General features: G+C 65.7%; 19 protein-coding genes. 10 read left to right on the forward strand and 9 right to left on the reverse strand.

The window, feature by feature from the left end:
* Window positions 1–37 precede the first annotated feature (37 nt).
* From CR919_RS03245 to CR919_RS03255, 3 genes are read right to left on the reverse strand one after another with little or no spacing between them, the layout of a single operon-like run.
* A complete protein-coding gene (locus tag CR919_RS03245) occupies window positions 38–1,342 on the reverse strand; it encodes an MFS transporter (protein WP_099818851.1) in 1,305 nt (434 codons plus the stop codon).
* A complete protein-coding gene (locus tag CR919_RS03250; RefSeq protein ID WP_099818852.1) occupies window positions 1,339–3,588 on the reverse strand; it encodes an oligoalginate lyase in 2,250 nt (749 codons plus the stop codon). Before CR919_RS03250 ends, CR919_RS03245 begins: the two co-directional genes overlap by 4 nt.
* Window positions 3,585–4,928: a polysaccharide lyase 6 family protein gene (locus CR919_RS03255; protein ID WP_243379881.1), complete on the reverse strand. Its 1,344-nt coding sequence runs from the start codon at window positions 4,926–4,928 to the stop codon at window positions 3,585–3,587. Before CR919_RS03255 ends, CR919_RS03250 begins: the two co-directional genes overlap by 4 nt.
* Before the next feature lie 339 nt (window positions 4,929–5,267).
* Here CR919_RS03255 and CR919_RS03260 point away from each other — a divergent pair, with 339 nt between their 5' ends.
* The 6 genes from CR919_RS03260 to gcvH all read left to right on the forward strand — a co-directional run bounded on the left by CR919_RS03260 (window position 5,268) and on the right by gcvH (window position 12,759).
* Complete coding sequence (locus CR919_RS03260; RefSeq protein WP_099818854.1) at window positions 5,268–8,159, forward strand: TonB-dependent receptor; 2,892 nt, start codon at window positions 5,268–5,270, stop codon at window positions 8,157–8,159.
* A gap of 102 nt (window positions 8,160–8,261) precedes the next feature.
* Entirely contained in the window at window positions 8,262–9,005 is a 744-nt protein-coding gene (locus tag CR919_RS03265) for a FadR/GntR family transcriptional regulator (protein WP_099818855.1), read from the forward strand.
* A 121-nt stretch (window positions 9,006–9,126) separates the two neighbouring features.
* On the forward strand, window positions 9,127–10,086 hold the full coding sequence (locus CR919_RS03270) for an SPFH domain-containing protein (protein ID WP_025877782.1): 960 nt from the start codon (window positions 9,127–9,129) through the stop codon (window positions 10,084–10,086).
* A gap of 1 nt (window position 10,087) precedes the next feature.
* A complete protein-coding gene (locus tag CR919_RS03275; protein WP_099818856.1) occupies window positions 10,088–10,522 on the forward strand; it encodes an NfeD family protein in 435 nt (144 codons plus the stop codon).
* Window positions 10,523–11,156: 634 nt separating this feature from the next.
* Window positions 11,157–12,269 carry a glycine cleavage system aminomethyltransferase GcvT gene (gene gcvT, locus CR919_RS03280; protein ID WP_099818857.1) on the forward strand — a complete coding sequence of 371 codons (1,113 nt, stop codon included), beginning with the start codon at window positions 11,157–11,159 and terminating at the stop codon, window positions 12,267–12,269.
* Between the two features lie 94 nt (window positions 12,270–12,363).
* Window positions 12,364–12,759 carry a glycine cleavage system protein GcvH gene (gcvH, locus tag CR919_RS03285; RefSeq protein WP_099818858.1) on the forward strand — a complete coding sequence of 132 codons (396 nt, stop codon included), beginning with the start codon at window positions 12,364–12,366 and terminating at the stop codon, window positions 12,757–12,759.
* Window positions 12,760–13,042: 283 nt separating this feature from the next.
* Here gcvH and CR919_RS21015 read toward each other — a convergent pair whose 3' ends face one another.
* Window positions 13,043–13,423 (reverse strand): hypothetical protein, encoded by a 381-nt coding sequence (locus tag CR919_RS21015; RefSeq protein WP_133119586.1) that lies wholly within the window; start codon window positions 13,421–13,423, stop codon window positions 13,043–13,045.
* Between the two features lie 112 nt (window positions 13,424–13,535).
* Between CR919_RS21015 and CR919_RS03290 the strand changes: the two genes are divergently transcribed.
* Complete coding sequence (locus tag CR919_RS03290; RefSeq protein ID WP_025877789.1) at window positions 13,536–14,063, forward strand: hypothetical protein; 528 nt, start codon at window positions 13,536–13,538, stop codon at window positions 14,061–14,063.
* A gap of 63 nt (window positions 14,064–14,126) precedes the next feature.
* Here CR919_RS03290 and CR919_RS03295 read toward each other — a convergent pair whose 3' ends face one another.
* Window positions 14,127–15,050 carry a LysR family transcriptional regulator gene (locus tag CR919_RS03295; protein ID WP_099818859.1) on the reverse strand — a complete coding sequence of 308 codons (924 nt, stop codon included), beginning with the start codon at window positions 15,048–15,050 and terminating at the stop codon, window positions 14,127–14,129.
* A gap of 125 nt (window positions 15,051–15,175) precedes the next feature.
* Between CR919_RS03295 and CR919_RS03300 the strand changes: the two genes are divergently transcribed.
* Window positions 15,176–15,919: an SDR family oxidoreductase gene (locus CR919_RS03300; RefSeq protein ID WP_243379884.1), complete on the forward strand. Its 744-nt coding sequence runs from the start codon at window positions 15,176–15,178 to the stop codon at window positions 15,917–15,919.
* 127 nt (window positions 15,920–16,046) lie between these two features.
* On the opposite strand, the gene CR919_RS03305 is transcribed toward CR919_RS03300, so the two are convergent.
* Window positions 16,047–17,447: a serine hydrolase domain-containing protein gene (locus CR919_RS03305; protein ID WP_099818861.1), complete on the reverse strand. Its 1,401-nt coding sequence runs from the start codon at window positions 17,445–17,447 to the stop codon at window positions 16,047–16,049.
* 287 nt (window positions 17,448–17,734) lie between these two features.
* Between CR919_RS03305 and CR919_RS03310 the strand changes: the two genes are divergently transcribed.
* Window positions 17,735–19,063 (forward strand): MFS transporter, encoded by a 1,329-nt coding sequence (locus tag CR919_RS03310; RefSeq protein ID WP_099818862.1) that lies wholly within the window; start codon window positions 17,735–17,737, stop codon window positions 19,061–19,063.
* A 76-nt stretch (window positions 19,064–19,139) separates the two neighbouring features.
* A complete protein-coding gene (locus tag CR919_RS03315) occupies window positions 19,140–19,490 on the forward strand; it encodes a DUF1304 domain-containing protein (protein WP_099818863.1) in 351 nt (116 codons plus the stop codon).
* A 507-nt stretch (window positions 19,491–19,997) separates the two neighbouring features.
* Here the strand turns inward: CR919_RS03315 and CR919_RS03320 are convergent.
* The 3 genes from CR919_RS03320 to CR919_RS03330 form a co-directional block, all read right to left on the reverse strand.
* Window positions 19,998–20,465: a hotdog fold domain-containing protein gene (locus CR919_RS03320; protein ID WP_099818864.1), complete on the reverse strand. Its 468-nt coding sequence runs from the start codon at window positions 20,463–20,465 to the stop codon at window positions 19,998–20,000.
* A gap of 64 nt (window positions 20,466–20,529) precedes the next feature.
* Window positions 20,530–23,007 (reverse strand): acyl-CoA dehydrogenase, encoded by a 2,478-nt coding sequence (locus CR919_RS03325; protein ID WP_099818865.1) that lies wholly within the window; start codon window positions 23,005–23,007, stop codon window positions 20,530–20,532.
* Window positions 23,004–23,921 (reverse strand): alpha/beta hydrolase, encoded by a 918-nt coding sequence (locus CR919_RS03330; RefSeq protein ID WP_099818866.1) that lies wholly within the window; start codon window positions 23,919–23,921, stop codon window positions 23,004–23,006. Before CR919_RS03330 ends, CR919_RS03325 begins: the two co-directional genes overlap by 4 nt.
* Between the last annotated feature and the right edge of the window lie 53 nt (window positions 23,922–23,974).

A 23,974-nucleotide genomic window follows, 5' to 3' on the forward strand; every position in this document is an offset into this window, starting at 1 on the left:
CTCCTTGGTTTGCGGGGGAATGCGAGGGAAAGGGGGCTCAACCGTCGTTGCGGTCGAGCTTGTGGATCGGTCCGGTCCACCACCACAGCGCCACCAGCGACAGCGGTACCAGTGCGGCGACGAGGATGAAGATCGGTGCATAGGAATGGCGGGTCAGCACCGGCACCAGCCAGGTGGTGATCAATGTGCCGGCCACGGCGGCCAGGCCGCCGAGACCAGCCAGCGTGCCCACCGAGCGGCCGTCGAACAGATCGCCGGGCAGGGTCTGGATGTTGCCGATGGCAATCTGGAAACCGAACAGCACCGCAGCGATTGCCAGCACCGCAAACAGCGGCTGGTTGGCCAGTACCGCACCGAGCAGAGCCGGTGCCATGATCACGCAGCCCAGCGAAATCGACAGCTTGCGTGCGCGGTCCACGCCATGGCCGGCGTTGATCAGCCGCCCCGACAGCCAGCCACCGCTGAGGCTGCCCAGCATGGCGCCGACGAAGGGCACCCAGGCGAACAGGCCGATCTGCTTGATGTCGAAGCCGAAGGTCTCGGCCAGATAGATCGGCAGCCACGATACGAACAGCCACCAGATCGGGTCCAGCAGGAAACGGCAGGCGAGCATGCCCCAACTCTGCCGGTGGGCCAGCAGCGATCGCACGCTGACCTTGGGCGCATCCGCGCGCTGCTGGCCGGCCTGGTCTTCCATGATCAGGCGTCGCTCGGCGTCACTCACCCACGGGTGCTTGTCCGGGCCGGCGCGATAGACGAACAGCCACGGCAGCAGCCACAGGAAGCCAAGCGCACCGACCAGCACGAAGGTGCCGCGCCAGCCCAGCCACAGGTACAGGCCGGCGATGGCCGGTGCCGAAACGATGGCGCCGATGGACGCACCTGCGTTGAAGATGCCCTGTGCGAGGGCGCGCTCACGCGCAGGAAACCATTCGGCGTTGGCTTTCACCGCGCCGGGCCAGGCACCGGCTTCGCTGATGCCCAGCATCGCCCGCACCACGCTGAAGGACAGCATGGAGTGGGTGACCGAATGCAGCGCGATCGAGATCGACCAGACACTGATCGACAACGCGAACCCCAGCCGCGTCCCGATCATGTCGAACAGGCGCCCGAACAGGAATTGGCCGGCGGCGTAGAACAGCATGAACACGGTCACCAGCAGCGCGTAGTCGTCCTTGGTCGCGCCGACCTCCTTGGCGATCTCCGGCCACATCACCGCCAGCGCATTGCGGTCGATGTAGTTGATCACCGTGGCCACCGCGATCAGGCCGACGATCAGCCAGCGCACGGCCGAGCGTACCGGCACCTTGCGCAGCGTGGCCACGGCCGAGGGGCCGTTCATCGTGCGTCACCCTTGCTGCGGTCCATGCGCGCATGGCTGCCACTCCAGCGGTAGGCATGGCCATCCACCGTCACGCTGTGTTCGCCCTTCGCATCGCTGTCGTCGGCCACGCCCAGTGCGATGCGTGCGCCGCTGGCCAGGCGCAGTTCGAGCACCTCGGCATCATTGCCGCGCGTGCGGACGATCTGCTTGATGCGGCTGTCGGCGCCGTGCACGTACTCGGCGGTGCCGTTGTACTCGCCATGCGGCTCCAGCACGCTGAAGAAGGTCACGTCCTTCTGTCCTTCCACGCGCTGCAGCAGTGCGGGTTCGCGGCGCAGGTTGAATTCGGGATCGTTGGCACCGCTTTCCACCAGCAACGCCTGCGATGGTGCGCTGCTGCCGAAGCGGTAGGTGTAGAAGCGTCCGTCGAGCAGCCATGCCAGCGTGCGCGGCTCACTGCCGGCCTTGCTGCGTGCGTCCAGCCACAGGTGCTGGTAGCCGTTGTCGCCGCCGAGCACCGGGCGCTGGGTGGGGAAATGCTCGGCCTCGAAACCGGTGGTGACGATATGGCCGTTGAAGTGCAGCGGCAGGTCGTAACGCGCGGCCTTGTCGCCGTGCACCTGCAGCAGGTCCAGCACCACCGGCAGGCCCAGTTCGGGGTGGCGCAGCAATGCCTGGGTGCGGGTGAAAACCACGCCCGGGTAAGCATCGCGCATCGTCGCCGAAGCGATCTGGGTGTCCGCGTCGGCCTGGAAGAAGCGCACCGTTGGCGCATGTTCCTCGCCGCGCTTCCAGTCGCCCTTGAAGTGGCTCTGCTCGTTCACCACCAGGGTGTTGTGGGCCACGGTCTGCTTGGCCCAGCTGCGGTTCTCGGCCAGGTAGATGCCACCACGCTTGGCTTCCACGTTGAGGAAGCGTGCTGCGCCGTAGTCGGTCACCACGGCATTGCCGTTGTCGTAGAACAACCAGTTGAGCTTGTCGAAGTGGCCGTGGCCCATGCCCTGCATGGTGTCCTTCTGCACCAGCGCCTGGCCGCGTTCGCCGCCCATGCGCAGGATCGCCAGACCGCCGCGTTCACCGTCCGGGCCATCGCGCAGCAGCATCGGCCGGTAGTCGAACGGTTTGGCCTTGTTGGCGGCCAATGCCTGCGCCACCTGCAGCCCTTCCGGCGACAGCAGCAGGCGTTTCTGCTGCTGCGCGACCGACAGCAGGCGATCATCGCCGGCCTGCGCATAGGCGATGCCGATGCCCGCCACCAGCTCTTCGGTGTCGATACCCTTGTCCAGGATCGCATCGTTGATCGGGAAGAACAGGCCGTCGTAGCTGGTCTGCACCAGCACGTCCACCGCCTTCAGCAGCACGCCGTCGCGGCGCGCGAAGATCTTCCGCTGCGGCTCGTTGCGCTCGATCGCGTTGGCGAACAGCAGGAACGGCGCCAGCGCATAGCGCTGGTAGTACGGGCCTTCCTCGTAATAACCATCGGGCGAGAACAGCAGGTCGATCTGCCGCAGGAAACCGAACTGGTCATCCTTGCGGCTGCCGCGCAGCGATTTCTCCACCAGCTCCGGATCGCGCAGCACGTAGCCGGTCATGCCGGTGGCGGCCACCGCCCAGGTCGCGTGGTTGTGGATCTGGTCGTAGTTCTTCGGCTCGCTGGCCAGGAACTCGGCCATCGGCCGGAACACCTGCGATTCGATGGTCTGCCGATCCTGCGGCGACAGCGCATCGCGGATCGCGTCGTAGCCCTGGATGGCGTTGACCAGCCAGACCGAATCGTTGAGCACCTGCCAGAACACCCGGCCGGGAATCTGCCCGCGTCCTTCCGGGTGCGGGCCGAGGGTCGGGTAGAGCTTGGCGTACTGCAGCAGCATGTCGCGCGAATAGGTGACATAGGCCTTGTCGCCGGTCAGCCGGTACAGCGTGCCGGCGGCCAGCAGCGCCTGGTAGTTGCGCTTGTGCTGCTCATGGGTGCGACCGCCACCCTTGTCCTTCGGCACCGGCACGTCGATGCCGGCCTTCATCATCTTCTGCAGCGATTTCTGCGTACGCGCCTGCTCCTTGGCGAACCACGGGTAGCGGCTGCCCTCGCTGGCCATCTGTTGCCACTGCGCAGCGGTCACCAGGACCGGCGCGGTATCGCCTTGTCGCGCGGCTGCAGCAGGTGCCGCGTGCAGCGGCGCCGTCGGCATCAGGGCGAAGGGAGCGGCCAGGGCAAGGGCGAGCGCCAAGCGGTGGGAACACAGGGACAGCGGCTGCAACCTCATCGATCAACTCCGGTGCTGGTGCGTGACAGGGCAACCTCGCCCACCTTGGGATACCAGTCCACCCCCGTCTGTTCGCGCGGGGTCATCGCCAGCGCCGGATCGGCGCCGATGGTAGGCAGGGGCGTTGCCGGCACCCACAGACCGCTGGCGGCCTGCTGCAGGGCGATGCTGGCGCTGTTCACCCCGCCCGGAAATACGCTGCTGGCCTGTGGCGACTGCACGTTGTTGCTGAAGGCGATGCCCGCCAGTGAGCTGGCCGCATTCGGTGGATTCTTGCTGGTGCGGTTGACGATCAGGTTGCCGTTGAAGTGGCTGTTGCTGGCCGCGACCACGATCCCCTTTGCTTCGTCATGGCCCACGCCGAAGCTGATCTTCGCCACGTCGACAAACGTGTTGCGGCTGATGGTTGCGTTGACCACCGGCGCATAGCCGGACAGTGGCGGATTGGCCTGTGCATCCATCACCGCCAGCGCCGAACGGTTGCTGGAGCCGGCCAGCCGTTCGAAGTAGTTGTTGCTGACGGTCTGGTCGGCATTGATGATGCGCACGCCACCGGTACCGGCCTTGTCGTCGCCGAGGAAGAGGTTGTCGATCACCCGGTTGCCGGTGCCATGGCGCAGGGTCAGCGCGCCGGCCGAACGATAGAACACGTTGCCGCGGAAGGTGTTGCCGCCGGACTTGTTGGAGACGATCTCGGTCTCGCCATCGCAGCCCTCGAACCAGTTGTTCTCCACCGTGCTGTTGGAATCGCTCAGCGAGGTGTCGCTGGTGCCGACGCGGATCGTTTCGCCGCCATTGACGCCCAGCGCCGGGCGCGGGCCGAACCAGTTGTGGTCGATGCGGTGCTGGTTGTCCAGGCCTTGGGTGGCGTCGCGCACCACCACCACCGTCGGACCGGCGTTGGTCTTGCCGCGCAGCTGGCTGTGGTCGAGGCGGTTGTTGCTGCCGTACAGCGACACCCAGTAGTCCTGGTCGCTGCCATCGGGGTTGCTGTAGTCGTCGATGACCAGCCCGGTGACGCGACTGTGGCTGGCCACCGCCTTGCTCGACTCGCGGAAGGCCACCACTGCGTCGCCCGGGGTGTAGCCGTTGCGGAACACCAGGTTGGAGACCTGCAGGTAGCTGCCGGCCAGGCGCAGGTCCGACGCCCCGCTGAGGATCACCTTGCCCGGCGTCTGCGCGCGCAGCACGATCGGCGCGGCGGCCGTGCCCTGGCCCTTCAGCAGCAGGCGCGCGTCGGTCCAGGTGCCATCGGCCAGCACGATCTCATCACCAGGCTGCAGCGCGGCAGCGGCGGTGGCGAACGCGCCGACGTCGTGTACCAGCCAGCTTGCAGCCATTGCCGGCGAATTGGTCAGGCATGTTGCCAGTCCAATTGCCAGGCAATATCCAAGTGCAGGTTTCGAAAGGCGGTGCGAAGTCGATTGAATGCGCATGAAGTCCTTCCAGAGACGGCAATGCCGCGGTTTCAGAGTGGGTGTGCATACCACTTGTTGGGTGTGTTGTAAGCCACGTTGCGCGCAAAGTCATGCTGCATCAGCACATGAAATGGCGGGCAACCGGTCTGAATCAAAGGTATTACGAAAAATCCAGTCCAGTTGGTTGACATTTGTGTGTCGGCGTGTCGAAGCTGCGTCCCACGCCTACCGTCCGGGCGATCCTTTGGGAGGAGGAAAACCATGCGGCAACCTGCCGGAGCTGTACGTCGTACACCGTTGTCACCCACACCGCTGATCGTGGCACTGCTCGCTGCGCTGGCCGCTTCGCCGGCCGTACAGGCGCAGTCTGCCGCTACCGGTTCGGGGCAGGACGCCACCACCCTGGACCAGGTCCAGGTCACCGGCATCCGCGAGTCGATGCAGAGTTCGATCAACAAGAAACGCGACGACACGGTGATCGCCGATGTGTTGTCGGCCGATGACATCGGCGACCTGCCCGCGCCGTCGCTGGCCGATGCGATCGAAACGCTGACCGGTGCCGCCTCCACCCGCGACAAGACCGGCGCGTCGGAAATCTCGATCCGTGGCCTTGGCGCCTTCCTCAGCAGTACCAACTTCAATGGCCGCGAGATCACCAACGGCAGCGGCGACCGCTCGGTGAACTTCAACATGTTCCCGGCCGAGCTGATCAACACGGTGGCGATCTACAAGACCCAGCGCGCCGACATCATCGAAGGTGGTGTCGCCGGCACCATCGGGCTGGAAACGGTCAAGCCGCTGGAGTACGGCAAGCGCTCGGCGCAGATCGACCTGCGTGGCAGCTGGGCCGAGTATGACAAGAAGTACCGCGACGACGATGGCATCGGCTATCGCGGTACCGCCAGCTACATCGACCAGTTCGAATTCGGCAACGGCCAGAAGCTCGGTATCTCGCTGGGCATCCAGCGGCTGGAGGGCACCGATCCGGAGGAGAGCATTACCAGCGGCTCCACCTGGTATGCCTGCGACGGCAGGCAGAATGTGGCCAATGCCAACTGCAGTGAAGTCAGCGCCCAGGCCATCGCCAACGGTGCCCCGTATTACCTGGTGCCCAGCAGCCGCATCTATCGCATGAAGCAGGAACGCAATGATCGCCAGAGCGAGTTCGCGGCGCTCCAGTGGCGGCCCAACGACGTGGTCGAGGTCAACCTCGATTTCGAGCATACCGAGCGCAACTGGGACGAGAACCGCAGCGACCTGAGCCTGTCCAACGCGCGTCGCGGCATCACCCAGCGTGACGTGGACGAGGACGGCATCGTCCGCCACCTGCATGGCAGCACCTCCATCGATTCGACCTCCAACCGCTATTGGCGTGGCGAGGAGTACACCGGTGGCGGCCTCAACCTGATCCTGCGCCCGAGCCCGGCCTGGGAGCTGTCCACCGATCTTTCCTATTCGCATACCAACCGCCTGGACAGCGAGCGCATGACCCGGCTGCGCGCCAACCAGCGCGACGTCAACAACGCCATCGTGCCGGGCATCAGCAGCGGCGCCACCGGCTATGTCGACTACGACTGGGACTGGCATGGCGAGGTGCCGAGCGTCGCGCTGGCGCCGAACTTCGATCCCAACAACTGGGATGCCTACACCGGCGCAGCGCGGGTCACCTCCAGCGCTACCGAGAACGACCACAAGATCAAGGCTGGCCGCTTCGATGCCAGCTTCATGCCCGAGTCCGGTTTCTTCACCCGCGTCAAGGGTGGCGTGCGCGCCAGCCAAGCCGACTATCGCCTGCGCGACAACACCCTGGTGACCGACTACGACCAGCGCGTTGCGGCAGACAAGGCGAAGATCATTGCCGCCAACCGTGCCTGCCGTGCACCGTTCCCGCAGGATGACTTCATGGATGCGGCCAGCGGCAACACGATCTCCTCGTGGGCGTACTTCGATCCGAGCTGCCTCTACGAGTCCTTCCGCGGCACCAGCGACAGCGGCCTGGACCCGGATTTCCAGGATCCGAACAACGTCGATGTGACCGAGAAAACCCGCGCGCTGTACCTGATGGGCGAGTTCAGCAGCACGCTGTTCGGGCTGCCGGTCACCGGCAATGTCGGCCTGCGCTGGGTCAAGACCGATGTGCGCTCGGAAGGTGTGCGCACCGACCTGGCGATCATCGACAACGGCGACGGCACGATCCGCCTGCAGCCCACGGGTGATTTCACCACCCAGGTGTTCAAGTCGGGCAACGACAAGCTGCTGCCAAGCGTGAATGCCGCCTTCGAGCTGAAGCCGGACCTGCTGCTGCGGGTGGGCGCGTATCGTGCGATGTCACGCCCGGATATCGCCGCACTCGGTGCCGGCCGCACCATCAATGTCAGCAGCGATGCCACCTATACCGGCCTGGCCGACGCGCTGGACGACATCAGTGCCAGCGGCAATCCGGCCGCACAGCCGTTGATGTCCTGGAACGGTGATGTCTCGCTGGAGTGGTATGCGAACCCGGACACGCTGCTGGCCGGTGCGGTGTACTGGAAGCAGTTCAACGGCGGCACCGCCACCGCGCTGGTGCCGGAAACCTACACCATCAACGGACAGACGGTGACCGTGCCGGTGCGCCAGCAGGTGACCACCGATGAGGACAGCACCCTGACCGGTATCGAGCTGAGTGCCACGCACCGGTTCTCGTACCTGCCCAAGCCGTTCGATGGCCTCGGCTTCAAGGTCAGCTACAACTATGCCGACGCCGACTACCAGACCCAGGATTCGCGGTTGGGCGAGCAGTTGGCCGCCGACGGATCGATCATCCCGGCCATCGTGCCGCCGGCCGGCCTGAGCGGATTCTCGCGGCACGTGCTGTCCGGTTCGATCTATTGGGACGTGGGCCGCTTCAACATCCAGGCCATCGGCAAGTTCCGTTCGCACTATTACCAGGACTTCACCGGCAACACGGCGCAGCAGAACCGCTATTACGATGACAACACCAGCGTCGACCTGCGCCTGCGCTACCGGGTGAACAAGCAGCTGTCGCTGTCGCTGGAACTGATGAACCTGACCAACGAGCCACGCGTGGCATACCAGCCGCTTTACGGGAATTTCCGCGAGGTGGTGAGCTACGGGCGGCGTGCGTATTTCGGTGTACGATACAAGTTCTGAACAGGGCGGCGCGGCCAATGGTCGCGCCGTCGCTCCAACCGGACCCGCACCGTGCCCGGTGGCCGGGGACGGGCCCGGAGGGAACCGCCAAGGGTCAGCCGCATGTCCGCCAACCGTCTTTACCAGACCATCGCCGCCAAGCTCCGCAAGCTGATCGAAGATGGCGAATATCCGTCGGGTTCGCGCCTGCCGGGAGAACGTGAACTTGCCGAACGCTTCGGCGTCAGCCGGGTCACCATCCGCGAGGCGGAAATCGCCCTGGAAGCGCAGGGCTGGATCGCGATCCGTATCGGCTCGGGCGTCTATGTGAAGCCGCGCCCGGCCCAGGCTGCCGGCGGGCTGCCCGATATCAGCGCCTTCGACCTGACCGCGGCGCGTGCCGTGTTCGAGGCAGAAGCCGCCGCGCTGGCGGCAAGCAACATCGATGAGGCCGGCATCGCCGAGCTGCAGGTGCTGGCCGAAGCGTTGTGCCGGCGTGACCTCAGCGATGAAGAGGCCGGCGATTACGACCGCCGCTTCCATCTGACCATCGCCCGCCTGTCGGGCAATCCGGTGGTCGAGTATTTCGTGCAGCAGATCTGGCGCATGCGCAGCGAGCTGCCGCGGGTGACCGAGGTCTATGCCCGGGTGTGCCATGACGATGGTGCCAGCCGCGCCGACGAGCACATGGCGATCTTTGAAGGTCTGCGTGCGCGCGATCCGGTCGCCGCACGCAACGCGATGCGGCATCACTTCCAGCGCCTGTTCGAGGCGATGCTGGAGGCGACCGAAAGCCAGGCGCTGGCCGAGATCCGCCGGCAGACCCAGCAGGACCGCGAGCGCTTCCTGGCCACGACCCGGATCTGACCGGGTTCATCCGGTAAAGCCGGGCCACGCTCGGCTGCTTTGCGCTGGAACGTCCCGCACCCGCATCGCCTGCATCCACGCGCTATGCTGGGCTCCGGACGTCTCCCATAAGGAAAGCGCGATGTTCCCGACCATGTTCTTCAGCGCGGTACTGGCCTTCGTGGCCGTGGTCATCCTGTTCAAGGCGGTACGGATGGTGCCGCAGGGGTATGAATGGACCGTCGAACGGTTCGGCCGCTACACCCACACGATGTCGCCCGGCCTGCACTTCCTGATCCCGATCGTCTACGGGGTGGGGCGCAAGGTGAACATGATGGAACAGGTGCTGGATGTGCCCGGCCAGGAAGTGATCACCAAGGACAACGCTGCGGTGCGCGTCGACGGCGTGGTGTTCTTCCAGGTACTGGACGCGGCCAAGGCCGCCTACGAGGTGTCGGTGCTGGAAGTGGCGATGATCGCCCTGGTGCAGACCAACATCCGTACCGTGATCGGCTCGATGGACCTGGATGAATCACTCAGCCAGCGCGAGGTGATCAACGCCAAGCTGCTCAGCGTGGTCGACCATGCAACCAATCCGTGGGGCGTGAAGGTCAACCGCATCGAGATCCGCGACATCCAGCCGCCGCGCGACCTGCTCGATGCGATGGCACGGCAGATGAAAGCCGAGCGCGAGAAGCGCGCACAGATCCTCGAGGCGGAAGGTTCGCGCCAGTCCGAGATCCTGCGTGCCGAAGGCGAGAAGCAGGCCACGGTGCTGGAAGCGGAGGGGCGGCGCGAGGCCGCGTTCCGCGACGCCGAAGCCCGCGAGCGCTTGGCCGAAGCCGAAGCCAAGGCGACCCAGGTGGTGTCGGCGGCGATCGCCGACGGCGACGTCCAGGCCATCAACTACTTCATCGCACAGAAGTATGTGGAAGCGTTCAAGGAACTGGCCACGTCGCCGAACCAGAAGCTGGTGCTGATGCCGATGGAGGCCAGCGGCGTGATCGGGTCGATCGCCGGCGTGGCCGAGCTCGCCAAGCAGGCCCTGTCCAACCAGGAAACCCGGCCGCCGGCGAAGCGGCCGCCGCCGATTGGAGGCTGACATGCGCTGGGAAGTCGTTGCCTGGGGTGCGTTGGCGTTGCTGCTGTTCGCCGCCGAAGCGCTGGCGCCCGGCGCGTTCATGCTGTGGATCGGCATCGGTGCGGCGGCGGTGTTCGCGCTGGTAGCGGTTTTCGCCGATATTCCGGTGCTGTGGCAGGTGGTCGCCTTCGTGGTGCTGAGCGTGCTGTCGATCCAGTGCTACCGGCACTGGGGCAAGCCGCGCGCGCGTCAGAGCGACGCGCCGCTGCTCAATCGCCGCGCTGAACAACTGGTCGGGCGGGTGGTGCCATTGCAGCAGGCCATCGTCGGCGGGCAGGGCAGGGTCAGCATCGACGACGCGTCGTGGCAGGTGAGTGGGCCGGAGCTGCCGGCCGGCACGCTGGTGCGGGTAGTGGCGGTGCAGGGCAGTGCGCTGGTGGTCGAAGCGGCCGGCTGAGTTTTCCAGCCAACGGCGCAGCCCCTCGTGGATGGTCGCTGAAAGCAGATGCTGGGTTGGGTCGGGCGGGTGGGCTGTGCAGGGGACGCCGCAAGTACGTCCTTGTAGGCTTGGCCGCGCCATCCATGGCGCGGACACCCCTGCCCAGCCCACCCGCCCGACCTCTGACAGTTTCCGGTGGCGTCCACCCACGGAAAAGAAAAAGAAGAGCAGAAGCAAAAGCCGGTCGCTGCGCTCGCGGGTCATGGGAGGGGTGGGATTTCTTTTCCGCAGGAAAAGAAATCCCACCCCTCTCCTTATATGTATCGACATCCACAACCGCTCTTGCCTTCCGTCCCGTCACCGGGAACCTGTCGGGGTGGGGCGGTGTGGGGTGGAGGGACCGCAGGCGCCATGGATGGCGCCTACGAGCCTACAGGGACGTACTTGCGGCGTGTCCCGCAACCCTACATCGCCCCACCACCCCACAGACGTCGCCGAGCCGATGCGCTTTGGCCGTTGCCGTTGCCTGGCTTGTAGAAAGCGCTGCCGGCCGCCGGCCGGCCAACATCCCCCCGCTGCGCTGCGGCGCGACCTGCGGCCGACCGATCTGGGATAATGCGCGTTCTTGTTTCCTCTGCTGCCGGACCCGGTCATGACCCAGAAGACGCTGCTCAACGATACCCACCGCGCCCTTGGCGCCAAGATGGTCGATTTCGGGGGTTGGGACATGCCCATCCACTACGGCTCGCAGCTGGACGAGCACCACCTGGTGCGTCGTGAGTCGGGCGTGTTCGACGTCAGCCACATGACCGTGGTCGACCTGCGCGGCGACCAGGTCAAGCCGTTCCTGCGCCGCCTGCTGGCCAACTCGGTCGACAAGCTCAAGGCCACCGGCAAGGCGCTGTACTCGTGCATGTTGAATCCGCAGGGCGGCGTCATCGACGACCTGATCGTCTATTACCTGGGCGAAGACTTCTTCCGCATGGTGGTCAATGCCTCCACCCGCGAGAAGGATCTGGCGTGGCTGCGCGAGCAGGCGGCGCCGTTCAACGTCTCCGTCGAGCAGCGTCCGGACCTGGCGATCCTCGCCGTGCAGGGGCCGCAGGCGCGCGACATCGTCATCGGCCTGGCCCGCGAAGCCGACCGTGAGTCGCTGGGCAAGCTCGGCCGCTTCGCCGCGCTGCAGGTGCAGTCCGACGACGGCGTTGAACTGTTCGTCGCCCGCACCGGCTACACCGGCGAAGACGGTTTCGAGATCCTGCTGCCGCAGGATGCCGTGGTCGCGTTCTGGAACCGCCTGCTTGCCGCTGGCGTGAAGCCGGCCGGTCTCGGCGCGCGCGACACCCTGCGCCTGGAAGCCGGCATGAATCTGTACGGCCAGGACATGGATGAAGCGATCAGCCCCTACGAAGCGGCGCTGGCCTGGACGGTGTCGCTGGACGAAGGCCGCGACTTCATCGGCCGCGATGTGCTGGAGGCGCAGAAGGCCGCTGGCAACGCACGCCAGATGATCGGCCTGGTGATGGATGAGAAGGGCGTGCTGCGCCATGGCCAGGCGGTCACCACGGCCGGAGGCCAGGGCGAGATCCTGTCCGGCACCTTCTCGCCGACCCTGGCCAAGGGCATCGCATTCGCGCGCGTGCCGGCCGGTGAACTCGGTCAGGTCACCGTCGACATCCGCGGCCGTCAGGTGCCGGTGCGGGTGGTCAAGTTCCCGTTCGTGCGCGAAGGCCAGGCCCAGCCCGGCGTGCTGGCCGACGCGTGATCCAAACGTGCCGGTCGTCACTGCCAGCAGTGGCGGCCGGTTGGTTACACTAGCCCCGTTTTTTCCACCCCCTGCATATCTCTGGAGCAGTCCCATGAGCGAGATCCCCGGCGACCTCAAGTTCCTCAAGTCCCATGAGTGGGCCCGTGTCGAAGGCAATGGCCGCGTTACCGTCGGTATTTCCGACCACGCTCAGGGCCTGCTGGGTGACCTGGTCTACGTCGAGCTGCCGGAAGTCGGCACGACCGCCAAGGCCAACGAGCAGATCGCGGTCGTCGAGTCGGTGAAGGCCGCCTCCGACGTCTACAGCCCGGTCAGCGGCACCATCGTCGAGGTCAACTCGGCGCTGGCCGACAAGCCGGAAACCATCAACGAAGACGCCTACGGCGACGGCTGGATGTTCGTGGTCGAAGTGTCCAACAGCGAAGAACTCAACGAGCTGCTGGACCCGGACGCGTACGCCGAAGGCCTGGAAGACGAAGACCACTGAGTCGTCGTTTCCCTGGTACGAAAGCGGCCACCCACGGGTGGCCGTTTTCGTTTTGGAGGACGCGTCGAACTTATGCCGACCGGTTCGCCGCACGCCATCGCCATGGCATCAGCCGGTGTTGAGCGCGGCCAAAAGGCGTGCGCAGTTTTGCGCAAATCCGCGTTTCCACCCCCGCAGCGGCGCGTCCGGATGTGAAAAGTTTTTGGCCTTGTTGCAGGTCCGTTGTGCTGGCGTTGGCGAGTGCATCGCCGTGCACGACCATCTCGCCGTGCGGCCTTCTGCTTCAGCCCTCTACATGACGCAGAGTGCTTATTTCAAGTGTTTTTTCTTCGCTGTTCGTGCGCAGTTGATGGCGGCGAGGATGTGCGATGCCGTGTTTGCCGGCGCTCGCGGAGGAACATCTGCAGGTGCGGGAAGGGCTCCCGGGACGCGGCGGATGTGAAAATTTTTCGCGGGGGTTGTTGACAGTAAAAAAAACCGTGATTAGGTTTCGCCTCAGCAGACCTTGCCTGCCAAACCGAGTGCGCAGAATCAATCGTCCGATGCGAAGCAGCCCCTCGAAGACCACCGCGATCCTCAAGACGGTGGACATGGCCCCGCTTCCCCCGGAGAAATGCAAGGCGACCCCTGTTCCGATGCCTGCTCCGCCGATCGTGGCGGGCATCACCGCATCCGTAACGGCGCGCCTGACGCGCCGGCGGTCCCCGCACGCAGCATGGGCGGGTTTGATCCACCTGGGCGTTTCAACTCCCTATCACTGACGAGGAGCCATCACCATGGCAACCAAGAAAGCTGCGAAGAAAAAGCCCGCCGCCAAGAAAGCGGTGAAGAAAGTCGCCAAGAAGGCCGCTGCCAAGAAGGCAGTGAAGAAGGTCGCGAAGAAGGCGACCGCCAAGAAGGCAGTGAAGAAGGCTGCCAAGAAGGTCGCCAAGAAGGCCACGGCGAAGAAGACAGTGAAGAAGGCTGCGAAGAAGGTAGCCAAGAAGTCCGCTGCCAAGAAGGCCGTCAAGAAGACCGCGAAGAAGGCCGTCAAGAAGGTAGCCAAGAAGGCCACCAAGAAGACTGCCAAGAAAGCCGCCAAGAAGACCACCGCCCGCAAGCCGGCCAAGAAGGTCGCCAAGAAGGCAGTGAAGAAGGCGACAAAGAAGACCGCCAAGAAGGCAGTGAAGAAGACTGCGAAGAAGGCGACCAAGAAGGCTGCCCCGAAGAAGGCTGCCAAGAAGGTTGCCAAGCGCAAGCCGGCCGCCCGCAAGAAGAAGGCCGCTCCGGTGGCCCTTCCGGCAACGCCGGCACCGCTGATCTAAGTACTTCCCGATAGCCGTACCCTGAGACCCCTTCCCCGACTGCCCAGCGGGGAGGGGGTTTTTTTATGGGCTGTCTGCGCCTGGCCAGCTGCGTTCACCCGCTGCGTCGCAGGGAAACCGCTCGATCAGGAAATCCACGAAGCTGCGCAGGCGGGTCGAGTGATAACGGTCGTGCGGATAGACCAGGTGCATGGGCCGTCCGCGGCGGCCATGCTCCGGCAGCAACGGGACCAGACGACCCGCATCGATGTCCGCTGCCAGCAGCAGGCTCGACTGCAGGATGATGCCCTGGCCCTGCAGCGCGGCCAGCCGCAACGCTTCGCCGTTGTTGATCTGCAGGCGTCCTGAAGGTGGCTGCGTCGCTGACGTTGCCTCGTTGCCCAGCCAGTGCGACAGCGCCGCCGGATCCAGCGACAGGCATTGATGCTGCTGCAGCGCCTGCACGCTGTGCGGCGTGCCATGCCGTGCGAGGTAGGCCGGTGATGCACACAGGGTCAGTCGATAGGGGCTGAGCGGACGCGCCACCAGATGCGTGGTGTCGGCCAGCATGCCGATGCGGATGGCGGCCTCGAATCCCTCATCGGCCAGTTCGACCACGCGATCGGTCAGTACCAGTTCGACACTGACCTCGGGGTAGCGGTCCATATAGGTCGACAGTGCCGGCACCAGCGCATGCGTGCCGAAGATCACCGGCGCACTGATCCGCAGCTTGCCCGCCGGTGCCAGATGGTGATGCTGGGCCTGTGCATCGGTTTCCTCCACCAGGCGCAGGATCTCCTTGCAGCGGCCGTAGTAGGCCTCACCGAACGCGGTCATGTGCTGCCGTCGGGTGGTGCGGCTCAACAGCTGCATGCCCAGCCGTTTTTCCAGGGCGCGCAGGTGCTTGCCGGCCATCGTCGCGGAGATGTCCAGTGCCGACGCCGCGGCACTCAGGCTGCCCTTTTCCACGGCCAGCACATAGACCTGCATGCTCTCCAACAGGTTCATCTGACACCCCGGGTTCTGAATGTTGAAACCTCGTCGAAGTTTATCAATCGAGGGTATTCAAAGAGCATGTCCGCACGGCCAGATGGGCCGGTAGAACCTGGCAGGGCAACACATGAAACTGGATCTTGAAGGACGTACCGCTGGTCACCGGCGCAGGTAGCGGCATCGGCGCTGGTGTCGCGCGGGTGTTGGCGACGCTGGGTGTGCGCATGGCGATCACTGCGCGGCGGCAGGCGCCGTTGCAGTCGGTGGCGGCCGCGATCGAGGCGGCGGGTGGGCCAGCACCGGTCGTGCTGCTGGGCGATCTGACCGACGCCGACGATGTGCAGCGCATTGCCAGCGCGTCGCTGCAGGCGCTGCAGCGCGTGGATATCCTGGTCAATGCGGCCGGTGGTGCACGGCTGGCCGGCGTGGCTGCAGCAGATGAGGTGTGGGACGAGGCGATGGCGCTGAACTTCTCGGCGGCACGACGGCTGACGCAGGCGTTGCTGCCGTCGATGCGGGCCAATGGCTGGGGGCGTGTCATCAACCTCAGTGGGTCGATGGAGCCGCGCGCGGTGAATGCCGCGAGCCCGGCGAAAGCGGCGCTGCATCTGTGGAGCAAGGGACTGTCCTGCGACGTGGCGGGCGAGGGCATCACCATCAACGCGATTGCACCAGGACGTATCAACAGCGCGCAGATCCTGGATCGTCTGCATCCCACCGAAGAGAGCCGACGTGAGTTCATCGCCCGCAACATCCCGATGGGGCGTTTCGGCGAACCAGAGGAGGTGGCGCACCTGGTTGCATTCCTGGCCTCCCCGTTGGCGGGGTACATCACTGGGGCGGTGATTCCGGTGGATGGCGGAATGCACTACTTCGCCCACTAGCCCTGCGGAACGGTGGAGCCGAACCATGCTCGGCTGCTTGAATCAGCCGAGCATGGGCTCGCCTCTACAACAACAAAAAAAGGGCGACCCGTGGGCCGCCCTTCTGCTCACGGTCGAGTTCGCCAGCTCAGCGCGGCGAGGCCACCGCGCGGTTGCCCGAGGCGCCCTTGCCCTTGCGCTTGTCCTGCTGCGCCGGGGCGGCGCCCTCGGCCATCAGGTTGTCGCTGCCGAAGTCGGTATCCACATCCAGCCAGCGCTGCGACGGCAGGCCGAGGGCGGCGTCGAGCACGGTCGGCAGCAGGCCGCTGGGCAGGCCGCTTTCACCGTTCCACATGATGGCGATGCCGAGGTCGCGCTCCGGTACCAATGCCACCAGGCCGCGGTAACCCTGCACGGCGCCGGCATGGAACACGACATCGTGACCGGCGTAGTCGAAGGTGCGCCAGCCCAGCGCGTAGCCGGCCGAGTGCAGGCGTTCACGGCGCCAGCCCGAACGCATCTCGCCCGGGGTGTTGATCAGGCTGGAGTGCAGGGTGGCCAGCAGCGGCGCCGGCAGCACGTCCGGGCGGTGGCCGGTATGGGCCAGCAGCCACTGCGCCATGTCACTGGCGCTGGCGTTGACGCCGGCAGCAGGGGCAACGCGGTAATAGGTCGGCTTCGGCGTCAGCGATACCCAGCCGTTGCGGCTGCGCACGTGCGGGCGCGCCCAGCGCGAACTGGCCTGGATGCCGGCCAGGCCAAGGCTGGCATCGTTCATGCCGAGCGGCTTGAAGATGCGGCGTTCGACCGACTGCTCGTAGAAACTGCCGGAAGCGGCGTAGACGACGTCGCCGATCAGGCTGAAGGCCACGTTCTGGTAGGCGTAGCAGTCGCCCGGCAGGCACTTCAGGCTGGTGTTGGCCAGCTTCTGGGTCAGCGCGTAGTACTCGGCATTGCCTTCGATGTCGCGGTCGTAGGCGTTGTACGGCAGGCCGACGCGGTGGCTGAGCACATCGGCCACGGTCAGGCGGTCGGTGGCTTCCGGCGAGTTCAGGCGGAAGCCCGGCACGTAGTCGGTGACCTTGCTGTCCCAGCGCAGCGTGCCGTCATTGACCAGCAGGCCGGCCATGGTGCCGGCGAAGGCCTTGGACAGCGACGCCAGGCGGAACACGGTGTGGGCATCGACCGGCAGCGGGTTGTTGACGTCGGTGACGCCGTAGCCGCGCGCACTGAGCACACGACCGCCCTGCACGATGGCCACCGCCATGCCCGGAACGCGCTCGCCATAGGTGAGCTGCTGCGCCATCGATTCGATGTTGGCGACGTTGAAACCGGCGGCCGGCAACTGCACCTGCGGCACCAGGCCGGTGCGGTAGGCCGCTGGCTGGGTGTGGGCGATGGCGCCACCGGCAGCGGTCTCGATGTTGGTCGGCATCGGCGGCAAGGCCGGCGGGGTCTGCGCGGTGGTGGACAAGGCAAGGGGCATCAACATGCCCAGCAAACCGGTGGCCGCCGAACGGATCGGACGACGCAGGCTGTTCTTTTTCATCGGTTGGAACCCGTGCGCGACTGCTGGGGATGATTCTAGCGCCGCTTTTCGCCTGTGCACAAACAAAGCGAAGATGAATGCGCATCTTGTTGAAAAAGTTGGAGTTTTGAGGCCAGAAAAGCGTGTATCACAAGGTGTCCGTCGGCCCGGTCCGTGACACTGCGTTGCAGCCATCAGCGCCGCCTGCGCTGGCGATGTTGCAGTGCATTGGATAACGTACGCGCTTCACTGCCCCCGGAGCCTGCCATGCCGCTGTCCAACCGCCGTTCGCTGGCGAGGGGAGCCGCGTGAGCGCGGCCACTGCGGGCGGTCCGTTGAAGAAGCTGGTCGCAGCGCTGCGCGAGTCGCCGGCGCTGTGGTGGTCGTTCCTGTACTTCTTCTGCCTGCTCAGCGGCTACTACGTGCTGCGCCCGGTGCGCGAAGCGATGGCCGCCTCGGCCGACCTGGAGACGGTGTTCCCACCGATGCTGATCGCCTGGTTCGCCAGCCACGGCATCGCGCTGAAGGACTTCGTCCTGCAGTTCCTGTTCTCCTGCGTGTTCGTGATCATGCTGGTGCTGCAGCCGGTCTATGGCTGGCTGGTCAGCCGCTTCCCGCGGCGGGTGTTCCTGCCGGCGGTGTACGGCTTCTTCATCGCCACCCTGCTGGGCTTCTATGCGCTGTTCGACAGCCAAGTGCCGGGACGGGGCATGGCCTTCTTCCTCTGGGTGATGGTGTTCAACCTGTTCGCAGTGGCCGTGTTCTGGAGCTTCATGGCCGACGTGTTCTCCAATGCGCAGGCGCGGGCGTACTACGGTTATATCGGTGCGGCCGGCACGGTCGGCGCCTTCCTCGGCCCGATCATCACCAGTGCGCTGGTGCAGCGGGTGGGCATTGCCAATCTCATGCTGGTTTCGGCCGGCTTCCTGGCCGTCTGCCTGCTGTGCATCTGGCGCCTGCGGCACTGGGCGGTGCTGCGCGAGCGTGAGCAGCAGCTGGTGTCCGGTGAGCAGCCGATGGGCGGCAGTGTGCTTGATGGCCTGAAGCTGATCGTGCGCGAGCCCCTGCTGCGCTGGCTGGCGATCATGGTGGTGTTCGGCGTGGGCGTCGGCACCCTGCTGTACAACCAGCAGGCCGCCATCGTGCGTGCCTCGTTCACCGATGCGGCTGCCAGTACCGCGTTCTTCTCGCGCATCGACCTGGCGGTGAATGCGCTGGCATTGCTGATGCAGCTTGGGCTCACCCGCTGGCTGCTGTCGCGCCATGGCATCGCACCGGCGTTGCTGATTCCGGGCTTTGCGATCCTGATCGGCTTCTCGGTGCTGGCCGCCTCGCCGATGCCGCTGATGGTGGCGGTGGTGCAGGTGATGACCCGCGCCAGCGAGTTCGCCCTGGCCAAGCCCGCCCGCGAAACCATCTACACCCGCGTAGACCGCCAGTGGCGCTACAAGGCCGGCGCAGCGATCGACACGGTGGTCTATCGTGGTGCTGACCTGAGCTTCGCCTGGCTGCACAAGGGGCTGTCGCTGTTCGGCTCGCACGTGGTATTCGTCGGTGGCGTGGTGGTGGCTGCCTGCATGACCGCTGCTGCGTTCGGCGTGCTGCGCGAAGAGAAGAAACTGCCGCGCGACCGTTGATTTTCCGGGGTCAGATCCCTTTCCCTGCGGGAAAGGGATCTGACCCCATTCTCCATCCCTGTTCAAGGAACCGCCCATGTACTGGATCGCGCTCGCCCTGACCCTGCTGGTCGCACTGCTGCACGTTTATTTCCTGGTGCTGGAAATGTTCCTGTGGACCCGCCCGCTGGGCCTGAAGACGTTCCGCAATACGCCGGAGAAGTCGCAGACCACGCGCGTGCTGGCGGCCAACCAGGGCCTGTACAACGGCTTCCTGGCGGCAGGCATCGTGGTGGGGCTGGTGTTGGCGCAACCAGTGCTGGTGACGTTCTCGCTGGCGTGCGTGGTGGTGGCGGGCTGCTATGGCGCGTACAGCGTGAGCCGGCGCATTTTCATGATCCAGGCGGTGCCGGCGATCCTGGCGTTGATCCTTCGCGCGGTGGCGTGAGTTTCCTGCCAACGGCGGAGCCCCTCGTGGGTTGGTCGCGTAGAGCGGGTCATGTGGTTGGGTCGGGCGGGTTGGGTTCGCGGGGGACGCCGCAAGTACGTCCCTGTAGGCTTGGCCGCGGCATCCATGCCGCGGACACCCCCGCGAACCCAACCCGCCCGACCCCTGACAGTTTCCGTGTGCGGCCAGCCCACGGAGAAGAAAAAGAAGATCAAGAGCAACAGCGGGTCGCTGCGCTCGTGGGTTCTGCGCGCATGAAAAAAGCGGCCACCGGGCCGCTTTTGTTTTTGCTTTTGCTCATCTTTTTTCTCTTGCGTGGGTGGACGCCGCAGAGAACTGTCAGAGGCCGGAGGGCTGGGGCCGGGCGGGGTATCCGCGCCATGGATGGCGCGGCCAAGCCTACAGGGACGTACTTGCGGCGTCCCCGCCTGGCCCCAGCCCTCCGGCCCAACCCATGACCCGCTTCCAGCGTCCCACCCACGAGGGGCTGCGCCGTTCGCGGGAACATCACTTCGCCGGCGACACCCACATGTCGATCACCGCGCTGAACACTTCCGTGCCCGCGCGGTCGCGCACGCTCACCGTCACCGGCAACGCGTAGCCTTCCGCCGCCACCACGATCGGCTGCGCCGGCAACGCCACCGCCTGCAGCGTGCCGCGGGCCTTGGCCAGGTACTGCACCTGCATCCCCTTCGGAATCCAGCGCATGCCCTTCGGCAGCGACGCATCGACCATCAGCCCGGCGGTCAGCTCGGCCAGATTGCACATCGCGATCGCGTGCACCGTACCGATGTGGTTGCGCACCTTGCGGCGGTCGGCCAGCGTGCCCTCGCAGCGGCCGTTCTCGAGGAGAGTGATGCGCGGGGCGATGCTGGCGAAGTAGGGCGCCTTGAAGCACACCGCGCGCGAGAACAACCAGTTGCCGGCAGGCCAGCGCTGCAGGCGGTGGTAAAGCGTAAGCAGTGGAGCAGACATCGGGTGTCTCCCTAAAGAAACGGCGGACCGAAGTCCGCCGTTGTCGTTTACATGGTGGTTGCGATCACGCGGCCTGCGACTGCGCGCCCTTCTGTTCGCGCTTGTAGTAGCCCGCCGAGCGCAGCTCTTCCGGATCGAAGTCGTCCACGGTGATGGTTTCCAGGGTGAGCGTGCGCAGCTCCTCGAGCAGGGTGCGTTCGTCCTGGGTGATCACGCCTTCGGCCACGGCCTCGTCCAACTGGGTGACGAAATCCAGCGCTTCGATGCCCTTGGTCTTGAGCGCCTTGATGAACTTGCGCTCCACCGGCTCGGCCATGATCGCCTTGCTCAGGTAGCTGTTGATGCGGCCGCCCGGGTTGTTCTCGCACGGGGTCAGGAACACGCCGCTGGCGAGGCGGTCGCGGGCTTCGTTCGGTGCCATCAGCAGGGCAGCCACGCGACGGCTCAGGCGGTCGCCGGGGGCCTCGGCACGACGGCCCAGCGGGAAGATCAGTGCCCACATCAACCAGCCGATCGGACGGATCGGGAAGTTGCGCAGGGCAGCCGACAGCGATTCCTCGATCTTGTGCACGCTGTCATGGAAGGCCCAGGCCAGCAGCGGCTGGTCGGCCTGCGGTGCGCCTTCGTCGTGATAGCGCTTGAGCATGGCGCTGGTCATGTAGACGTGGCTCAGCACGTCGCCCAGACGGCCAGACAGCGATTCCTTGAACTTCAGCTTGCCGCCCAGCGTCATCATCGAGATGTCGGCCATCAGCGCCAGGTTGGCCGAGTAGCGATCCAGCTTGCGGAAGTAACGGCGGGTGTAGGCGTCACCCGGGGCGGCACCGAAGCGCGCGCCGGTCAGGCCGAACCAGAACGAACGCACGGCATTCGAAATGCCGTAGCGGATGTGGCCGAACAGGCTGCGGTCGAAGTCCTGCAGGCCGGCACGGGTGTCCGGATCCTGCGCCGCCTTCATTTCCTTCAGCACCCACGGGTGGCAGAGGATCGCACCCTGGCCGAAGATCAGCAGGCTGCGGGTCATGATGTTGGCCCCTTCCACGGTGATCGCGATCGGTGCGGCCTGCCAGCTGCGGCCGGCGAAGTTGCGCGGCCCCAGGATGATGCCCTTGCCGCCGATCACGTCCATCACGTCCGAGATCACTTCACGGCTCATGTTGGTGCAGTGGTACTTGGCGATCGCCGACGGCACCGACGGCACGTCACCGCGGTCCACAGCGGCAGCGGTGGCCTGCGACAGCGCGCTGATCTTGTACGCCTTGCCACCAATGCGGGCCAGCGCTTCTTCCACGCCTTCGAAGCGGCCGACCGACAGGCCGAACTGCTTGCGGATACGCGCGTAGGCACCGGTCACCACCGCGCCGGCCTTGGCACCGCCACTGGCGGTGGAGGGCAGGGTGATCGAGCGGCCGACGGCCAGGCACTCGTTGAGCATGTTCCAGCCCTTGCCGGCCTTCTCGGCGCCGCCGATCAGCTGGGTCAGCGGGATGAAGACATCCTTGCCACGGATCGGGCCGTTCTGGAAGGTCGAGTTGAGCGGGAAATGGCGACGGCCGATTTCCACACCGGCGGTGTCACGCGGCAACAGGGCCAAGGTGATGCCGATATCGCGGGTGGTGCCGATCAGGCCATCCGGGTCGTACATGCGGAAGGCCAGGCCGATCAGCGTGGCCACCGGGGCCAGCGTGATGTAGCGCTTGTCGAAGGTGAGCTTGACGCCGAGGACCTGCTCGCCGTTCCACTCGCCCTTGCAGACGATGCCGTAATCGGGGATCGAGGTGGCGTCCGAGCCGGCGAACGGACCGGTCAGGCCGAAGCAGGGCACTTCGCGGCCATCGGCCAGGCGCGGGAGGTACTGGTCCTTCTGTTCCTGGGTGCCGTAATGGTTGAGCAGCTCACCCGGGCCCAGCGAGTTCGGTACGCCAACGGTGGAGCTGACCACCGAAGACACCGAGGCCAGCTTCTGGATCACCTTGTGGTGGGCCAGCGCGCTGAAGCCCAGGCCGCCGTATTCCTTCGGAATGATCATGCCGAAGAACTTGTTCTTCTTGATGAAGCTCCACAGTTCCGGCGGCAGGTCGGCATGGACGTGGGTGATCTCCCAGTCGTTGACCATCTTGCACAGCTCTTCGACCGGGCCATCGAGGAAGGCCTGTTCTTCAGCACTCAGCTGCGGCTTGGGGTAGTTCAGCAGGATGTTCCAGTCCGGGTCACCGGTGAACAGCTCGCCTTCGAAGCCGACCGAGCCGGTTTCCAGGGCGATGCGCTCGGTCTGCGACAGCGGCGGCAGCACCTTGCGGAACACCTTCATCATCGGGCCGGTCAGCAGCGGCTTGCGGATGAACGGCAGCAGCAGCGGCACGACGATCACGGCCAGTACGGCGGCAGCGACGATCGTGGCGGTCTGGTTGACGTAGGGAATGAACCAGCAGGCGACCAGCAGGGCCACGCTGATCAGCGTCCAGGTCAGCAGGCGCATGCGGTGGTAGGCAACGAACGCGCCTGCCAGCAGCAGGGCGAGGAAGGGAATGACGAGGCTCATGAGCGTGCTCCGGTGACGTGCTCGTTTATGGCGGACGAAGCTGCAGCATCCGCTGCGGGCAACACGTCCAGATAGTCCAACACAGTAGCGGTAAAGGCGTCGTTGTCATCACCGGCGACCATGTGCGTGGCCTGCGGCAACTGTACGTGGCGCGCGTGCGGCGCCAATGCCAGGAATTCGGCCACCGTCTGCGGGGTGACCAGATCGCTGCGGCCACCGCTGACCAGCAGCAGGGGGCACTTCACCTGGCGCGCGGCCTCGGCCAGTGCGTCCTGGTGCTGCTCGCTGTCGCGGGCCAGTTCGGCCACCAGGCGCGGGTCCCAATGCCAGCGCCAACGGCCGTGGCCATCGTCGCGCAGCAGGGCGCGCAGTGAATCCTCGGATTTGCGCGGGCGGTGCGGCACATAGGCCGAAATCACATCGGCAGCCTGCGACAGCGAGGCGAATCCATCCGGATGGGCGGTCATGAAGGCGAGGATGCGTTCGACGCCAGCGGTGTCCCAGCGCGGGGTGATATCCACCAGCACCATCGCCGAGAACAGCCCGGGCCAGCGTGATTCGGCCAGCAGGCCGAACAGGCCACCCATGGACGCGGCCACCAGCACCGGCGGTCGCGGCTGCTCGCCGGCCAGCACGATCAGGTCATCGGCGAACTGCTCGCCGTGATAGGCCAGATCGGCCGCGTTCCAGTCGGAATCGCCATGACCGCGGGCGTCGTAGGCCAGGGTCTGCAGGCCCGCGGCCGACAGTGCTTTGGCCGTGGTCGTCCAGGCATGGCGGGTCTGGCCAAAGCCGTGTGCGAACAGTACGCGTCCGCGACGGCCGGAGGTGCTGGCAGTTGCAGCCAGAGAGGTGCCGTGGGCGGCCTCCAGGCGCAGGTCATGGAATGCAGCGGGAGTAGGGGACATAACCATACTCGCTAGTATGGATTGCTTCTGCAGGAAGTCAATACTGCACGGTATGGTGC

Origin of the sequence: Stenotrophomonas sp. LMG 10879, from assembly GCF_002750935.1 — a bacterium.
Lineage (GTDB): Bacteria > Pseudomonadota > Gammaproteobacteria > Xanthomonadales > Xanthomonadaceae > Stenotrophomonas > Stenotrophomonas lactitubi_B.

Excerpts from the sequence above, each read along its gene's own strand:
- gcvH (WP_099818858.1), top strand. The coding sequence starts at position 12,364 with ATGAGCGAGATCCCCGGCGACCTCAAGTTCCTCAAGTCCCATGAGTGG.
- CR919_RS03320 (WP_099818864.1), bottom strand. The coding sequence starts at position 20,465 with ATGTCTGCTCCACTGCTTACGCTTTACCACCGCCTGCAGCGCTGGCCT.
- CR919_RS21015 (WP_133119586.1), bottom strand. The coding sequence starts at position 13,423 with ATGCCCGCCACGATCGGCGGAGCAGGCATCGGAACAGGGGTCGCCTTG.
- CR919_RS03330 (WP_099818866.1), bottom strand. The coding sequence starts at position 23,921 with ATGGTTATGTCCCCTACTCCCGCTGCATTCCATGACCTGCGCCTGGAG.
- CR919_RS03305 (WP_099818861.1), bottom strand. The coding sequence starts at position 17,447 with ATGAAAAAGAACAGCCTGCGTCGTCCGATCCGTTCGGCGGCCACCGGT.
- CR919_RS03315 (WP_099818863.1), top strand. The coding sequence starts at position 19,140 with ATGTACTGGATCGCGCTCGCCCTGACCCTGCTGGTCGCACTGCTGCAC.
- CR919_RS03295 (WP_099818859.1), bottom strand. The coding sequence starts at position 15,050 with ATGAACCTGTTGGAGAGCATGCAGGTCTATGTGCTGGCCGTGGAAAAG.
- CR919_RS03260 (WP_099818854.1), top strand. The coding sequence starts at position 5,268 with ATGCGGCAACCTGCCGGAGCTGTACGTCGTACACCGTTGTCACCCACA.
- CR919_RS03245 (WP_099818851.1), bottom strand. The coding sequence starts at position 1,342 with ATGAACGGCCCCTCGGCCGTGGCCACGCTGCGCAAGGTGCCGGTACGC.
- CR919_RS03250 (WP_099818852.1), bottom strand. The coding sequence starts at position 3,588 with ATGAGGTTGCAGCCGCTGTCCCTGTGTTCCCACCGCTTGGCGCTCGCC.
- CR919_RS03325 (WP_099818865.1), bottom strand. The coding sequence starts at position 23,007 with ATGAGCCTCGTCATTCCCTTCCTCGCCCTGCTGCTGGCAGGCGCGTTC.
- CR919_RS03290 (WP_025877789.1), top strand. The coding sequence starts at position 13,536 with ATGGCAACCAAGAAAGCTGCGAAGAAAAAGCCCGCCGCCAAGAAAGCG.
- CR919_RS03265 (WP_099818855.1), top strand. The coding sequence starts at position 8,262 with ATGTCCGCCAACCGTCTTTACCAGACCATCGCCGCCAAGCTCCGCAAG.
- CR919_RS03270 (WP_025877782.1), top strand. The coding sequence starts at position 9,127 with ATGTTCCCGACCATGTTCTTCAGCGCGGTACTGGCCTTCGTGGCCGTG.
- CR919_RS03255 (WP_243379881.1), bottom strand. The coding sequence starts at position 4,928 with ATGGCTGCAAGCTGGCTGGTACACGACGTCGGCGCGTTCGCCACCGCC.
- CR919_RS03275 (WP_099818856.1), top strand. The coding sequence starts at position 10,088 with ATGCGCTGGGAAGTCGTTGCCTGGGGTGCGTTGGCGTTGCTGCTGTTC.
- gcvT (WP_099818857.1), top strand. The coding sequence starts at position 11,157 with ATGACCCAGAAGACGCTGCTCAACGATACCCACCGCGCCCTTGGCGCC.